We start from the raw sequence: 15,969 nt of genomic DNA, 5'->3' as shown, positions 1-15,969 counted from the left end.
ATGCGGAAAAATCGCACAGGAGCTGTGCGCCCTCTTTAATATATAATCAAAGCGGCAATTTTACTTTTTGCACTTTCGCTAATGGAAGAACGCTAAAACACGAGTGTAAGAATGCATCGCAAACAGGTGATCGTCATTACTCGGGTGCATGAACCTTTCACAAACGTATGAAGGGTATTGCTCCAGTGTAGGAAGCTTTCACAAACATGGGAAAGTATAATACATCACTGCAAGAAGGTTTCACAAGTTTGGGATTGGCATTACACAAGTGCTAGAAGCTTTCACAAAGCCGGGAAAGTCCCATACACCAGTGCAAGAAGGTTCCACAAGCGCGTGACATGAATTACTCGAGCGCTAGATATTTAATGTGAGGCAGTTACAAAGCAATGCCCCTAGAACCTGACACCAACACCTCTGACATGAATCCAAACAACAGCAAAACACCCAATAACATCCTATTCATCAACAAAGCCTGCTTAATTAAGCAAGCTTTGTTGTTTTTTTAATTTCTACAATAACTTACAACCAACGCATCACGCCAAAGTCCTGCTTATGTGGCAATTTTTCATGATGTGGGAACATGCGTACACCAAACTTAAATACGCCCGGCAAGTTCAATACGTGATTGAGTTCAAAATGCACCTTGGTACCTTCAACCTTAACTTTTTCGAATGGCTCGGTATGCACCATGGTTGAGGCTTCGTCCTCGCCAGCATCGGCCACTACCATTTCAAGTCCAAGATCAATATCGGCCAGCTGCTTCAAATCAACCACTACACGAATATGGTAGGCATCGCCGATACCCAGTTCTTGTTTGCCAATATCAGGCACTTCCATATCAAGCACTTCCACGGCATCCCAGCCAACTAATACGCGACGTTTCCAGGCAGCCAAATCACGCGCTAACTTATAGTCATCAGCAACCAAGGATTTAAAACGTTTTTGTAATGGATTATAAAACTTCGAACGGTAATCATCCATCATTCGCTTGGTAGTATAATCCGGTGCAATACGTGCTATCGAATTTTTGATGTACTGTAACCATGTCTTTGAAAGACCATCTTCATCCTGATTGTAATAATCAGGTATCAAATCATTTTCGAGAATGCTATAAATTATAGCTGCATCTAATTCATCCTGATAGTCCTGATTTTTATAGGTTCGCTTATCCGTTAATGCCCAACCAGCTTGCTCACGATAACCTTCGTACCACCAGCCATCCAGCACACTAAAGTTAAGTACTCCATTCATTTCAGCCTTTTGACCAGATGTACCAGACGCCTCCAATGGTCGTGTTGGTGTATTCATCCACACATCAACACCACTTACCAGACGCTTTGCCAAATCCATATCGTAATTCTCAAGAAATACGATTTTTCCTATAAACTCAGGTCGACGCGATATTTCAACAATGTGTTTAATCAAGGCTTGTCCGCCTCCATCGGCAGGGTGTGCCTTGCCAGCAAAAATAAATTGAACCGGACGATCAGGATTATTCACAATCTTAGCCAAACGTTCTGTATCGGTAAATAAAAGATGAGCCCTTTTATAAGTTGCGAAACGCCTTGCAAAACCAATGGTTAGTGCCTTATCATCTAATCGCTCGAGCACCTCATAAACCGTAGCCGGATCGGCATGGATCGTTGCCATATTTTCATTGGTTCGATCCTTTATATAATCCATCAACTTGGTTTTTAAACCCAGGCGAATGTTCCAAATCTTACTATCCGAAATACTCTGAATATGCTCCCAATACGATTTATTAGCCAAATCACTCATGAAATCATCATCGAACTGCGACTCATAAAACTTGCGCATATCCTTAGCTGTCCATGTACCGTAATGAACTCCATTGGTTACGTAACCGATGTGCAACTCTTTCGGATAAAAGCCCTTCCACATATTCTGGAACATATCTTTTGACACTTCACCATGCAACCAACTCACGCCATTCATTTCTTGCGAAGTCTTGGCAGCGAGGTTACTCATACTAAATTTCTCGTGCTTATCACCAGGATTTTCACGACCAAGATCCATAAAGTCATCCCACGATATCATAAGCTTTTCAGGTACATGACGCAGGTAAATACGTAATAAATCTTCATCAAACTTATCGTGTCCTGCTGGCACTGGTGTATGCGTGGTAAATAGAGACGAGCCACGTACCAATTCCATTGCTTCCTGATAGGTGAATTTACATCCCATCAAATCGAGCATGCGCTGAATATTAATCAGAGCCGCATGACCTTCATTACAATGGTATATCTCATTCCTAATTTTTAGGTGATTGAGCATTCGAATACCACCCATACCGAGTAATATTTCCTGCTTCAAACGATTTTCCCAATCGCCACCATAAAGACTATGGGTTATATCTTTATCTGCCTGATTGTTGTTTTGCACATCAGTATCTAAGAGGTAAAGAGGAATACGCCCCACCATTGCTTTCCAAACCTTGGCATAAACAGTTCTACCTGGCATATTAATTTCCACCTCAACCGAAGTACCATCTTCATTTCGCACTTCTTCGAGCGGTAAGTTCGAAAACTCCTGTGCATCGTACAATGCCATTTGCTCTCCTTTTAGCGAGAGACTTTGTTTGAAATAACCATATCGGTACAATAAACCAACGGCTACCATATTAACAGCACAATCGCTCGCTTCTTTCAAATAATCACCAGCTAAAACACCTAAGCCACCTGAGTAGATTTTAAGAATATCGTTAATTCCATACTCCATACTGAAATAGGAAATTGATGGTCCATCAGTAAAAGGACGTTTCATATAAGCCTGAAACATGGCATAGACTTTATCAACTTTCTTGATGTATGATTCATCCTCGGCCAACTCATGCAAGCGTTCATACGACACTTTATCTAGCAAGAGCATAGGGTTTTTCTTAACTTCAATCCACAATTCCTCGTCAATCTCCTCATAAAGATCTGCCGCTTGATAATTCCACGACCACCAAAGGTTGTGGCTCAGCTCATGTAACACAGCTAAACGCTCTGGTAATTTTGACTTAACGATTATTTTTTTCCATATCGGTTGCACAGATGGCTGTGGCTTTATTCTAACCCTTGCTTCTTTTAACACTGGACTTAAATTATCTTTTCTGTTACTTACTGCTTTCAAAGCCATATCATAAGCACTAAAATAATGCTTAATCAAAGTATTCCATTGTACTGTTTGAGCCAGCTGTTGTGACTTTGCTCTAACAATCTTTATATCATCATCGGAAAGATGAATAAACTTTTGAATTACCTCACTAACACCGTGAGCTACTTCCATGTGGTTATCATCGTTACGGTGTAGCACTTCTACACCATCATTAATCCCTTTCGAAAACTGCTTAGCCCACAAACCAAAACCTGCCAAACTTGTCGTGATGGTTGGTATTTGAAAAGCCAAACTCTCAACAGGCGTATACCCCCAAGGTTCATAATAAGAAGGAAATACGGTTAAATCCATCCCTATCAGCACATCGTAATACGGTATATCAAAGATGCCATCATCGTTATTAAGATAGGCAGGTACGAAGATGAGTTTAACCCTATCGGCCTGCTCATTATTTAAATGAATATCCTGAATTTTATTGATGATAGGATCGTAACCAATGTCATTTAGGCCGTGCGTCAAAAATGGATTCTCCAGTACATCATTATTATCCGGATTCTCCAGTTTATCGATCAAATCCTTACGAGGCCCATAGGTATTGGCAGGAATAAGTACAAAGGCCACAACATCGCGGTCAATAACATTTGGTTCATTTAACTCTTTTAGAGCATCCATAAATACATCGATGCCCTTGTTCTTATATTCATATCGCCCACTATTGGCCACAAATACTGTGTCGGGCTTTAATTCATAACCTAACAAAGCTTGCGCAACGGCTTTTAATTTATCACGAGCAATTTTTCGTCTTTCATCAAAGAGTTTTCCCTTCGGCACAAAATCTTCTTCAAAACCATTGGGAGTAACAACGTCTATTTGGCGTCCATGAAACTGCTGGCACTCTCGTGCTGTAATTTCCGAAACAGTGGTAAAACAATCTACATTAAGTGCCGTCTGCTTCTCCATAGAGTGTTTGGCCTCTACATGTAAATCTTGTGCTTTGGCATCACCATCAAAATCGCTTAAGCTATCGTAGAAAGCATATCCGTTACCAGCCAGTGAACGACCAATTACCGTAGCGTGCGTAGTAAAAATAGTACCTACCTGTGGTAAAGCCTTATTTAAGTATAGAGCACCTGAACCAGTCATCCACTCGTTGTAGTGAGCCACTACTTTATCATTCAAACCTAATTTAAAACGATAAAAACTCTCAACCACCTTTCCTGAAGCGTATCCAAAAAGAACTGACTCGATATAATCCCACTGACCGCTTAAACTATCTACTTTAAACCACTCCCAATATTTAGCCAGGATATCATCCTTCATTTGCACAAAAGGTGTGAAATCGACTAGCACAACCACCGGTTCGCCCACAATTTTCCATCGGCCAATTCGAACCGAAATTCCTTCCTGCGCTAACTCTTCTCGCCAATCGGCAAACAGTTTAATATCTTGTATAAATTCAGGATTTGTAGTACTTCCTCTCCACACATCAGGGCCGATAAAAATGACCTTATCCTGAAACTCCTGCACCAATGTTTGTGCTTTAGTGGCCAATACCGTATGTATTCCACCCATCTTGTTACACACTTCCCAACTCGTCTCAAATACATAGTCAGGCTTTAAAAAGCTACTTATCATACCTACCATTTTTATCAATCAGAAATAAGACACTATTGCCAAAAACTATAAATCAATTACAGCATTTTTTTGCTGGTCGCCCATACCAGTATCGGCGTAGCCATCAGCTTCCTCTTCGGTCACCCAAATTTCATTATCAATCAAATACCTAAACTGAATGCTTTTGCCTTGTTCTAAATAACAAACCTTTGTAAAAGTTCCATTCTTTAATTTATCCATCGCAATATCATTGGCATCCCAATTATTAAAATCTCCAACGATACTAATTGACTCCGCATTTTTTACGGCCTCAGTACTGTCTAACTTAAAAGTCACTTTGCACTCAGGACGACTCTTCAAAAATTGTTTCTTGATACTCATCGCAATAATTTTAAAGGAATAATAAGGTTGATTATGTGTGCGTTGTTTTCAAATTACTTTTTGACTGTTTTCTTAAGGCGCTTTTCAAGCTTCTGAATCTTTTCGTCTTTTTTCTTAATTATTTTAGTCAGGTTAGCAATGTCTTGCTCTGATCCTGACTCTGGCACCTCAGCATTTAGTCTCAACGAAAAATCGCTTAACACATTCATGTAATTAATGAAGGCCTCGTAAGGTGTTTCATAAGGATTAAAATAAGCATGTACCTCTCCATCTGAGAAGAATTTTGTACTCATGTAATAAAAATGATCACTCGTTTGAAGGTAGCGCCAATCAGTAAGTAGTTTCTTATCCGAACACTGATTTACTTTAGGTAAAAGAGAATAGAGCTTATCAAATGCCTCTTGTTGCATCTCGTTCCCTAACCAGGCTGTTAAATCACGCTCCTCATCCGCCCAACTAATTGGGTTGGGTACATGAATTGCTGATACTGGCTGCAGCTCATTCACTAACTCAGACGGCGTTGCAAATTCAAGCTCCTTTGATTTAAGTATCTCCTTAGGTAAGCCCTCAAGAAACTCAAAGATGCCAGTTTCTTTCCACTGATGTTCACCAAAGGTTTCGTAATCCATAAAGAGATTTACAACTTCTTCTTTCTCGTCGACTCTCAGCAACCAATCCACATATTTCTTAGTGGTGAGTGGCCATTCGCACCAACCTTTATTGCCAAATCGAAAAGCTATATCATCACTTAATATGAAGTTCTTCAACAGCACCTTCAATTTAGGATTGATGGCATTGCAATACATAAAGTTTGGACTCTTCCATCCAAGTATGTGCTTGGCACCTTCAGTAATCATACCACTAAAGCCCATTTCATTAACCATCTGACCGATGGCATCAGAATATATCAACTCTGTATTTCGAAATACCTTTGGTGTATAATTAAAGGTTTCTTCCAATGTATCAACATGAAGCTTAACCTGTTTCTTAAACTCATCTTTATCTTTTAATGCTACCAAAGAGTGAGAATAAGTTTCAGCTAACAATTCAACATGACCGGTATCGACCAAAGCCTTAAAGCTATCGAGTACCTCGGGCGCATACAGTCGAAATTGATCAATGGCCACACCTGAAATGGAGAAACAAACTTTAAATTGCCCTTTGTGCTTTTTAATAAGTTTTAGCAATAACTCGTTGGTTGGCAAATAACATTTAGTTTTTACCTTTTCAAGTACGGATTCATTGGTATAATCGTCGTAATAATAGTGATCCTGACCTATATCGAAAAAACGATAACGTCGAAAACGAAAAGGCTGATGTACTTGAAAATAGAGACAAACATTTCTCATAATCTATGGTTTCAATCAATTTAACACACTTTCATATACTTTTTTAACGTCGCGAGCCGACTTCTCCCATTTTAAATTGTCCACTTCCTCTCGCCCATGCTTAACAAACATTTCTGACAAGGAAGGATAACTAATAATTCCGTGTATGGCATCGGCCATGGCATCAATATCCCAAAAGTTGGTTTTAATGGCATAGGTTAATATTTCGGCAACTCCCGATTGGTTCGATATAAGAACAGGAACAGAACTCTGCATGGCTTCCAACGGAGATATTCCAAATGGTTCAGAAACCGATGGCATCACATATAAATCACTCATGCGCAACATCGAAAACACATCATCGCCCTTTAAAAAACCAGTGAAATGGAATTTATCCATGATCTTTAAACTGGCTGCACGACGAATCATCTTTTCCATCATATCGCCCGAACCAGCCATTACAAATCGCACATTATCTACCCGTTTTAACACCTCGTTAGCTACCTCAATAAAATACTCCGGACCTTTCTGCATGGTGATTCGACCCAAAAACGTTACAATCTTCTCATCCACATTTTTCTTGAAAGGCTGTTCTTTCTTCTTAACAGTAGGCTCAACGGCATTATAAACCGTAACAACTTTTTCCGGAGAAATGCCATATTTCTCAATTACCGTTTTCCGGGTAAGATTGCTTACTGTAATTACCTTATCAGCCGCTTCCATACCTCTTTTCTCAATGTCGAAAACAGTTGGATTAACACTTCCCCCACTTCGATCAAAATCAGTGGCATGCACATGAACTACCAATGGCTTACCGCTGGCTTCTTTAGCAGCAATACCGGCTGGATAGGTAAGCCAGTCGTGCGCATGTATCAAGTCAAACGTATTATCCTGAGCAATTACATTAGCTACTACGGCATAATTGGCTATTTCCTGTAGCAAATCGGCACCGTACTTTCCTGTAAAGGCAACTCTTCCATGCTCATCTGTTTTTACAAACTTTCGCGAGCTACTAACTTCGGAACTATTGAGTGTCCAAAACTCTTCAGGATCAACATAGGGAACTAATTTTGAATTCACTTCAATGTACTCCAGTGTTTTCGAATATTGTTTTACTTCAATCTGTCGATGCTTTATAGATATATCGTTTGCACCCACCAATTTCATGGATGATTGATCTTCATCACCAAACGCTTTTGGAACAACAAAAATCACATCCAAATCTGATATATGTGATATACCTTTGGTAAGACCGTAACAGGCCGTACCTAATCCTCCTGAGATATGAGGAGGAAATTCCCATCCAAACATGAGTACCCTCATAGAAGTAATTTTATTCGTAAGTTTCTAATTCTTTTAGCACTCTCAAAATCCCCGCAACATTCCAAGCCATTGACACCGAACCCTTAGCGGTATGTGGCGGATTCCCATTATAAGCTTCTGATATCGTCCCTAAGCAATGTTCTCCTAATTCCCTTTCATACTCTTCCAATAAGCGTTGTACAAAAGTCAAGCCTCCACGCTTATGAACAAATAAGTAAGTATCAATGAAGAATGAAACTAACCATGGGAAAACAGTTCCCTGATGCAACGAAAGGTCTCTTTGCCTAACATCGCCCTCCATAACACCTTTATATTTTGGATCTTGTGGCGATAAGCTTCGGATACCTTTTGGCGTCAACAATTCTTTTTTAACCACATCAACTATCGCTTTCTTTTGATCCAAATTCAATGGAGAATAAGGTAAGGCAGTTGCAATAATCTGGTTCGGACGAATCTCCATCTCCCAGCTATCTCCATCAACACTATCCTTTAGATACGCTACATCTTCCATCCAATAAGTTTGAATAAAGGCTTTACCAACACTCTCGGCTAGAGCTTGCCATTCATCAACAAAGTTTGAATCCCCGTTGGCTTTGGCAAGATCTAAAGAAAACATCAAAGCATTGTACCATAAGGCATTTACCTCAACTGGCATGCCGTAACGCGGCGTTATCGGTTGATTATCTACAATAGCATTCATCCAGGTTAAAGGCACATTTTCAACTTTAGCGTAAATGAGTCCTTTGCTAGTTAAATGACATTGCTCAGTTTGTAAGTTTCTATATAGATTTAAAATGTCTTTTAATACTGGCCCAAATTGTTCCCATAAATCAGCCACTCCGCAATAGTCTATGCACTTTTGGAGTGTCCAAAACAACCACAATGGCACATCAATATCTTTCGCAGCAAACAAATCATTTTCGAGATACTCTTTTTTAATATCCTTTACTGCACTATCGAGAATGGCAGCGAAATTTGATTTATCCTCCTGAAACACTGTAAGACCTGGTAAAGCTACTAGTGTATCGCGCAAACGCGGCCCATACCAATGGTAACCCGCCATCAACTTGCACTCTTTACCATTACAAATAATAAATTGCTGGGCAGCATTAAGTAAATTATTTAGCAAACCATTACGAGGCACTCTTTTCTTAGCTTCTCTCGTAAATTTAGCCTTCAAACCTTTAACAGCTGACATTTCAGTTCCAGCAGCAAATACGATGCTTTCACCTTTACTTATATCAAATTCAAAATACCCAGGCACATACAAATCTTCAACAAAATTATAGCCCCTATGTTCTTCCTTTAAATATTCAATATCTCTGTACCAATCCGGATTAGCAACAAATTCGTTATCACTACTCACTTGCATAAATAAACTAGGAAAACCCTTGTAAAGACACAAACTAATACCATTATCAACCGAAGCATAACGTGTATTAGCATTTAGATTCTGACGCGTTAAATCATGAATATGTCGAAATGCCAGAAATGGTTTTAATCGCAATTTAGTCTCTGACTTAGCCTCCAATAAAGTATAGCGAAGTAACACTTGCGATGTTTGCTCAACCAATACAAGCTCTTGCTTCAACACAACTCCACCAACGCGATAAGTTGCTTTTGGAATAGGATACAACTCATAATCGCGCATATACTTATGCCCTTTAGGCTCATAATGGCTACCCCCATACTTATGAATTCCAAGGTTAAACGACTTGTTATGTTGTACCACAGATACATCAAGTGAAGACAATAAAACGTGTCTTTCATTATCCAATTCTTCAATAGGAGCAACCAGCAAGCCGTGATACTTCCTAGTATTACAGCCAATTATAGAGCTACTCGAGTAGGCTCCAGCTCTATTGGTTCTAAGCACCTCTTTAAAAAGCGAATACTCCAGATTGATCAATCGGGTTTTATCCAAATGTTCAATACTCATAAACTAAAATATTAGGTACAAAAAGTTAACTCCCTTTTTGGGAAAGTTCAACTTGAAATCGAAAAGAATTTAAAGGTTACCAATTAAAGTATATTCTGCTAATTGGTACTTGCATTCGCAATTTATGAATAATCATTGTAAAACAAATCAACTTTGCAGGAAATTAACATTTATTTTACATCATTACCTTCGAATCGTAATTTATTCAGGGAGATAATCAGTCATTTTATTCAAAGAAATATTCGAATATTCTTTTTGTAATGACTTTAATTGAGTGGCTGTTTTTTTAATAAATTGCGAATAAGCCTCGGTAGATTTATTAAATGGCCGATGAGCTAGCGCTTTATTCAGTTTGCTAATTCTCTTTATAAATTGTTTTGCATCATCATCAAGCCATGCCTCAATATATTTATTCTTGATATACTCAATGGCTAATTTCGACGGATGCAATAAATCATCGGCATAAAAACGATAATCTCGTAAATCATCTAACAATAGTTCGTAGGCAGGAAAATAGGTGATATTATCGAATCGATTGACTAAACTATCAGCTGCCAGGTGCAATATCGACTTGCTTAATTGATTACCATGTGCCCCATCCTTCCAATGCCTAACAGGACTAATTGTTAATACAATCTTAATTGATGGGTTAAATTCTTTTAATCTTAACACAAGTCTTTCATACAGCCCAACAATATCATCTACCTTAGATAAAAAACGGTTAAAATGCGAAGCCGGGAATTTATGACAATTGGAAACTATTTTTTCACTCTCGGCCAATTGATACACCCAAGCCGTACCAAAGGTAATAAACAGAATATTTGCTTTTTTCAAAAAGTCATGCCCTATCAAAAGACTCTCATTAATACCATTTAAGCATGCATCAGCATCTACCTCATTAAACTGACCATGGTGATCAAAACTTTGCCAAAGACCATTGTTAAACGACAAATCACTCTTCTTATACTGTCCATCCTCATCCATCATTCGATCTAGAGCATTAGCTATAGAAAATGGATTATATAATACTCCAAATGGATTAACTAAGGCATTAAATTGAGTCTGCTGAAAATACGCTCCAATATTCGTTGCAAAACAACTACCCATGAAAAACATATGAGCATCGTAACTTAATTTTGAATCACTAGGTGTAGGCTCAATCTCTGTCCTGAAATTATCCATTCAAATCTTTATTATTCTTACTGCACAAGCAATGTTAACGAAATAGCTTTATTTAAACAAAAAACCGCTACAATAATGCAGCGGTTCAAAAAATAATTTTGCTTAGTAATACTTACATTACCAACTTATATCCTTTTCCATGCACATTAATAATCTCCACACTTGGTTCATCTTTAAGGTGCTTTCTAAGCTTCGTAATATAAACATCCATACTACGTGCATTGAAATAATTATCATCTACCCAAATGGTCTTAAGCGCAAAATTACGCTCAAGTACCTTATTGGCATTCGTACAAAGCAATTTTAATAACTCCGATTCCTTAGTTGTTAGTTTGATAACCGCATCATCGTATAATAATTGTTGCTTTTGTGTATCAAACTTATACTTTCCTAACTGATAGAATTCTTGAGCAGCATTTCCACCTTTTGTTCTTCGCAAAATAGCTTCGATACGGAACAATAATTCTTCCATACTAAACGGCTTGGTCAAGTAATCGTCAGCTCCAATTTTAAACCCCTGGAAAATATCTTCTTTTAACGATTTTGCCGTTAAGAAAACAATAGGCACATCAGCATTAACCATACGAATATCCTTGGCCAAAGAAAAGCCATCTTTTTTTGGCATCATGACATCTAAAATACAGATATCGTATTTATTAGCCATAAATGCTTTATAGCCTTCTTCGCCATCAGGCAATAAATCAGTTTTTAAACCTTTTGCTTCCAAGTATTCACGTAAAAGCATTCCTAGGTTCTCATCATCTTCGCATAGGAGTATTCTATATTCTTTTTCCATTCGTTAATTATTTTTTAGAGGTAGGAATATTTCAAATTTTGTGCCAACTTCAAGTTCACTCTCTACTGATATTTGTCCATCATGATCTTCGATTATCTTCTTCACATAAGCTAAGCCAAGACCAAAACCTTTAACATCATGAACATTTCCAGTTGGAACACGATAAAACTTCTCAAAAATTCTTTTTAGGTTATCCTTTGATATACCCATGCCATTATCCTTAACAGATATAACTATACCATTGTTTTTATTCCATGTTTTAACATATAGTACCGGTGCCCCCATTCGGTATTTAACAGCATTGTCAAGCAAGTTATAAATAACATTCGTAAAATGCACCTCATCAACGAATATAATACTATTTTTTGCTTCTAAGCGCTCAATTATCTTTCCTTGTTTATTTTCAACCTTAATTCTGAAATTATTTGTCACATGATGTATCACATCATTGGCATGCACTTTCTTCAATTTCAAGCCAGATTTACCTTTTTCAAAAATGGCCATCTGCAAAACTTTCTCTACTTGAAAACTCAGACGCTTACTCTCATCCTGTATTACACTAGATATGTGCTGAAGGGTTTTTGGCGTTTTTGTAACGCTTCCATCCTTAAGCATTTGAGATGCTAAAGAGATAGTTGATATGGGTGTCTTAAACTCATGCGTCATGTTGTTGATAAAATCATTCTTTATCTGATCCAATCGTTTTTGACGGACAATAATTATGATGGTAATGATTGATAAAAATATCATTATCAAGGTAAAAGCTGCTGACGGAATTACCAACCCCAAGGATTCAAGCAAAGGATTCGGTTTTTGAGTAAAATGCACATAAACGTAATTGGCTTTCGCATGTATATCTTTAGGAAAAAGACGCTTCTGATATAGTTTATTAGCTCCCTCCGCATCAAAGTTTTCGGTCTGAAAAACCGTTTCACTCTTCGAATTTACGATGGCAAACTCATATAAAAAAGGAATACCCTTATCTTCAAATATCTGAAAAAAGTATTGCTGCAATCGTAAATTATCAATTCGCTTTTCAATGGGAATATCCTGAAGATATGTTTTAATCATTTCATTCCTATTGGCATCCATCCGCTCACGGATTTCATTTTGAATAGCTCGCATTGCGCCTGATAGAGGATCTGTTCTTCCATAAGAACTTAAGGATCCTCGACCTCTGAAAATAGCCAATGAATCATGCTGATACGTTGAATAACTATATTGACGCGTTGATAAATTTAGATTTAAAGAAATATTTAAACCCTCTTCAGCTGCAAAAAGATCCTCATTCTGATTACGATTAAAATACTTATTATCCGGACGAAGATTTGGAGGCAGTTTGCTCGTACCAGCACTGGTTAAAGAGTTTCGAGTTAAAAGACTCAATTCATCCTGTTCGAGGCGATTTATTACCTCATCCATACCAAGACTGACCAATTGATCAAAGTGCTCCTCCTTAAGTTTTGTCGCACTCATAATCCACAGCGTTTGGATGTAGGTTAATCCAATCAGGGCAATGGCCATTACAATAGTTAATGCAAGAATAAACTTTTTACTCATAAAACAAAAATAGCAGGCTAACTTAATTAATTGAGCCGTTTAACATTAATTAACAGCGTTTTATTTCACTTTATTCATTTATAGGCCAATACCGCCGCTTCAAGCTAAAATAATTCACCGCCTAATACGTAAAACCCTTTTCCATTCATGAAGTTCATGTGAATGTAATAATTTTCCTTGAATCAAGAGCTATGTCAAACTAATCTGCGCCAGAATCTCTCGCTTAAACAACTCCTAATTGAAATTAAAATCCCCGTAATAGTGTGATAAATTAGGTAGATACGTGAAGGAATACTGAATAATTACGGAGTATCTATTTTTAATAATGCCTGATGGGCCGCATGCTGTTGTGCTTCTTTCTTGGAAAGCCCCTCGCCTTGACCAGAATAGTTTTCATTGACTAAAATCTTAGCATGAAATCGTGTAGCCAGGCCATCCGCATCATGTTGTTCTTCGGTAATGAATTGAACATCGGCCTTATTCTTCTGCCCCCATTCAATTAGCAAGGATTTGTAATTGGTATCTTTTCGAGCAACTCTTTGCAGATTGATGTACTTTGGAATTAAACGTCGCGTAATAAACCGACGACATGCACCATAACCACGGTCAACATAAAGGGCACCAATAAGGGCTTCGAGTGCATCTCCTAATATGCTTGTGTGTGCCACATCAATTTGCGCCTGTGTTTTCACCCACTTATCGAGGTGCATTTGCAAGGCAATATTATTTAATAAAGAACGATTTACTATTCGAGATCGTGTTTTGGTAAGAAATCCTTCATTCTTATGAGGAAATTTATTGTACAGTTCTTCGGCAACTACTGCACCTAAAACCGCATCACCTAAAAACTCGAGGCGCTCATTATTTAAAAGTTCTTTTCTCTTTGACTTTTGCATGGCTGATTTATGGGCAAAAGCAAGCCGATAAACATCCATACGCTTTGGCCTAATTCCTGTTAGGCTCCATATAAAACCATAAAACTTCTTCCCTTTAAAAGGAAGAAGTTTTATAATGTGCAAAAGTGTTTTACTCAAAACTACTTTTTTACAATGCTTTAAATACCACAGATGCATTGTGACCACCAAATCCAAATGTATTGGACAAAGCCACTTTTACCTTACGTTCCTGCGCTTTATGAAAAGTGAAATTGAGCTTATTGTCAATATCAGGATCGTCTTCAAAGTGATTAATAGTAGGCGGTACAATATCATTGTTAATGGCTAAGATACATGCCATGGACTCAATTGCCCCGGCAGCACCAAGCAGGTGTCCAGTCATGGATTTTGTTGAGCTGATGTTCAATTTATAAGCATGATCACCGAAAACTTCTTTAATAGCTTTGGTTTCCGCAATATCTCCTAGAGGTGTTGAGGTACCATGAACATTAATATAGTCTACTTCGGATGGATCAATGCCATTGTCCTTCAGCGCATTTACCATAACTCGTTTTGCTCCCAATCCTTCAGGATGTGGTGCAGTAAGATGATGTGCGTCTGCAGTCATGCCAGCTCCAACTACTTCACAGTAGATTTTCGCCCCACGTGCAACAGCGTGCTCATATTCTTCAAGAATTAATGAAACACCACCTTCGCCCATCACAAAACCGTCACGCCCTTTATCAAATGGACGGGATGCAGTTTGTGGATCGTCGTTACGTGTTGACAAAGCTTGCATAGAGTTAAATCCACCCACACCGGCTTCATTAATTGCAGCTTCAGAACCTCCAGTAACAAATGCATTTGCTTTACCAAGACGTATTAAATTATACGCCTCGCCAATTGCGTTGGTTGATGAAGCACAGGCCGAAACGGTACCGAAATTAGGACCTCTGTAACCATATTTCATAGAAATATGACCAGGGGCAATATCAGCAATCATTTTCGGAATGAAAAAAGGGCTTAAACGCGGAGTTCCGTCCCCTTTTGCATAATCCACCGCTTCATCTAAAAACGTTTTGATACCTCCAATTCCTGTACCCCAAATAACACCAACCTCATTTTGGTCAATGCCTTCTGAGTCAAGCTCTGCATCAGCAACAGCCTGATCGGCAGCAATTAAAGCAAATTGAGCATAGATGTCTAATTTTCGGACTTCTTTGCGATCAAAATACTCTTTAGGATCATAGTCTTTAACCTCGCACGCAAATTTAGTTTTGAACTTTGAGGTGTCAAATCGAGCAATAGGTGCAGAACCACTTACTCCATTAACTAGGTTAGTCCATGTTTCTTCAACTGTCTTACCTAGTGGTGTAATGGCACCAAGCCCCGTAACAACTACTCTTTTTAACTCCATAACTACTCTTAAGTTATCCTACTCGTTCTTACTTAGCGTTTTCTTCGATGTAAGAGATAGCATCACCTACAGTTCCGATATTCTCTGCTTGATCATCAGGAATAGCAATGTTGAATTCCTTTTCAAATTCCATGATCAATTCTACAGTGTCAAGTGAGTCAGCTCCCAAATCATTGGTGAAGCTAGCTTCTGGTGCAACTTCAGTTTCGTCAACTCCCAACTTGTCTACGATGATTGCTTTTACTCTTGATGCAATGTCTGACATAGCTCTAAGTTTTTTTTTAAATTAATACTAATAAAATGTTCTTAAACAACTTTGCAAAGAAATACATTTGTGGATAATAATTCAAACTTCGTGTAAAAAAAATGCAAATTCACCTATGTTTTTTCCTATTTTTGTGTAAAATATCAGATCAAAACACTAGCTTTAAATA

General features: G+C 38.2%; 11 protein-coding genes. All 11 read right to left on the bottom strand.

Annotated features, from left to right (window positions below; genetic code table 11):
• Positions 1 to 519 precede the first annotated feature (519 nt).
• Positions 520 to 4,755: an alpha-glucan family phosphorylase gene (gene glgP, locus ACRD7B_RS06025; protein ID WP_430823578.1), complete on the bottom strand. Its 4,236-nt coding sequence runs from the start codon at positions 4,753 to 4,755 to the stop codon at positions 520 to 522.
• 45 nt (positions 4,756 to 4,800) lie between these two features.
• Complete coding sequence (locus tag ACRD7B_RS06020; RefSeq protein WP_430823577.1) at positions 4,801 to 5,115, bottom strand: isoamylase early set domain-containing protein; 315 nt, start codon at positions 5,113 to 5,115, stop codon at positions 4,801 to 4,803.
• A gap of 53 nt (positions 5,116 to 5,168) precedes the next feature.
• Entirely contained in the window at positions 5,169 to 6,464 is a 1,296-nt protein-coding gene (locus ACRD7B_RS06015) for a glycoside hydrolase family 57 protein (RefSeq protein WP_430823576.1), read from the bottom strand.
• A gap of 15 nt (positions 6,465 to 6,479) precedes the next feature.
• Positions 6,480 to 7,766, bottom strand: a complete 1,287-nt coding sequence (locus tag ACRD7B_RS06010; RefSeq protein ID WP_430823575.1) for a glycosyltransferase — start codon at positions 7,764 to 7,766, stop codon at positions 6,480 to 6,482.
• A 10-nt stretch (positions 7,767 to 7,776) separates the two neighbouring features.
• On the bottom strand, positions 7,777 to 9,705 hold the full coding sequence (locus tag ACRD7B_RS06005; RefSeq protein WP_430823574.1) for a glycogen debranching enzyme N-terminal domain-containing protein: 1,929 nt from the start codon (positions 9,703 to 9,705) through the stop codon (positions 7,777 to 7,779).
• A 201-nt stretch (positions 9,706 to 9,906) separates the two neighbouring features.
• Positions 9,907 to 10,887 carry a GSCFA domain-containing protein gene (locus ACRD7B_RS06000; RefSeq protein WP_430823573.1) on the bottom strand — a complete coding sequence of 327 codons (981 nt, stop codon included), beginning with the start codon at positions 10,885 to 10,887 and terminating at the stop codon, positions 9,907 to 9,909.
• Positions 10,888 to 10,999: 112 nt separating this feature from the next.
• A complete protein-coding gene (gene rprY / locus ACRD7B_RS05995; RefSeq protein ID WP_430823572.1) occupies positions 11,000 to 11,683 on the bottom strand; it encodes a response regulator transcription factor RprY in 684 nt (227 codons plus the stop codon).
• A 3-nt stretch (positions 11,684 to 11,686) separates the two neighbouring features.
• Entirely contained in the window at positions 11,687 to 13,243 is a 1,557-nt protein-coding gene (locus ACRD7B_RS05990; RefSeq protein WP_430823571.1) for a sensor histidine kinase, read from the bottom strand.
• A 302-nt stretch (positions 13,244 to 13,545) separates the two neighbouring features.
• Complete coding sequence (rnc, locus tag ACRD7B_RS05985; protein WP_430823570.1) at positions 13,546 to 14,277, bottom strand: ribonuclease III; 732 nt, start codon at positions 14,275 to 14,277, stop codon at positions 13,546 to 13,548.
• A gap of 10 nt (positions 14,278 to 14,287) precedes the next feature.
• Entirely contained in the window at positions 14,288 to 15,535 is a 1,248-nt protein-coding gene (gene fabF, locus ACRD7B_RS05980) for a beta-ketoacyl-ACP synthase II (protein ID WP_430823569.1), read from the bottom strand.
• 28 nt (positions 15,536 to 15,563) lie between these two features.
• Positions 15,564 to 15,800 (bottom strand): acyl carrier protein, encoded by a 237-nt coding sequence (locus ACRD7B_RS05975; RefSeq protein WP_430823568.1) that lies wholly within the window; start codon positions 15,798 to 15,800, stop codon positions 15,564 to 15,566.
• Positions 15,801 to 15,969 lie beyond the last annotated feature (169 nt).

Origin of the sequence: Carboxylicivirga fragile (assembly GCF_050589805.1) — a bacterium.
Taxonomy (GTDB): domain Bacteria; phylum Bacteroidota; class Bacteroidia; order Bacteroidales; family Marinilabiliaceae; genus Carboxylicivirga; species Carboxylicivirga fragile.
Note: the sequence above shows the minus strand (reverse complement) of the source record. Positions and strands in the feature narration are given on the sequence as shown.

What these genes read in the sequence shown, in the direction of transcription:
- ACRD7B_RS06005 (WP_430823574.1), bottom strand. Translation starts at nt 9,705, where the DNA reads ATGAGTATTGAACATTTGGATAAAACCCGATTGATCAATCTGGAGTAT.
- ACRD7B_RS06000 (WP_430823573.1), bottom strand. Translation starts at nt 10,887, where the DNA reads ATGGATAATTTCAGGACAGAGATTGAGCCTACACCTAGTGATTCAAAA.
- ACRD7B_RS05990 (WP_430823571.1), bottom strand. Translation starts at nt 13,243, where the DNA reads ATGAGTAAAAAGTTTATTCTTGCATTAACTATTGTAATGGCCATTGCC.
- rprY (WP_430823572.1), bottom strand. Translation starts at nt 11,683, where the DNA reads ATGGAAAAAGAATATAGAATACTCCTATGCGAAGATGATGAGAACCTA.
- ACRD7B_RS06015 (WP_430823576.1), bottom strand. Translation starts at nt 6,464, where the DNA reads ATGAGAAATGTTTGTCTCTATTTTCAAGTACATCAGCCTTTTCGTTTT.
- ACRD7B_RS05975 (WP_430823568.1), bottom strand. Translation starts at nt 15,800, where the DNA reads ATGTCAGACATTGCATCAAGAGTAAAAGCAATCATCGTAGACAAGTTG.
- glgP (WP_430823578.1), bottom strand. Translation starts at nt 4,755, where the DNA reads ATGATAAGTAGCTTTTTAAAGCCTGACTATGTATTTGAGACGAGTTGG.
- ACRD7B_RS06020 (WP_430823577.1), bottom strand. Translation starts at nt 5,115, where the DNA reads ATGAGTATCAAGAAACAATTTTTGAAGAGTCGTCCTGAGTGCAAAGTG.
- ACRD7B_RS06010 (WP_430823575.1), bottom strand. Translation starts at nt 7,766, where the DNA reads ATGAGGGTACTCATGTTTGGATGGGAATTTCCTCCTCATATCTCAGGA.
- fabF (WP_430823569.1), bottom strand. Translation starts at nt 15,535, where the DNA reads ATGGAGTTAAAAAGAGTAGTTGTTACGGGGCTTGGTGCCATTACACCA.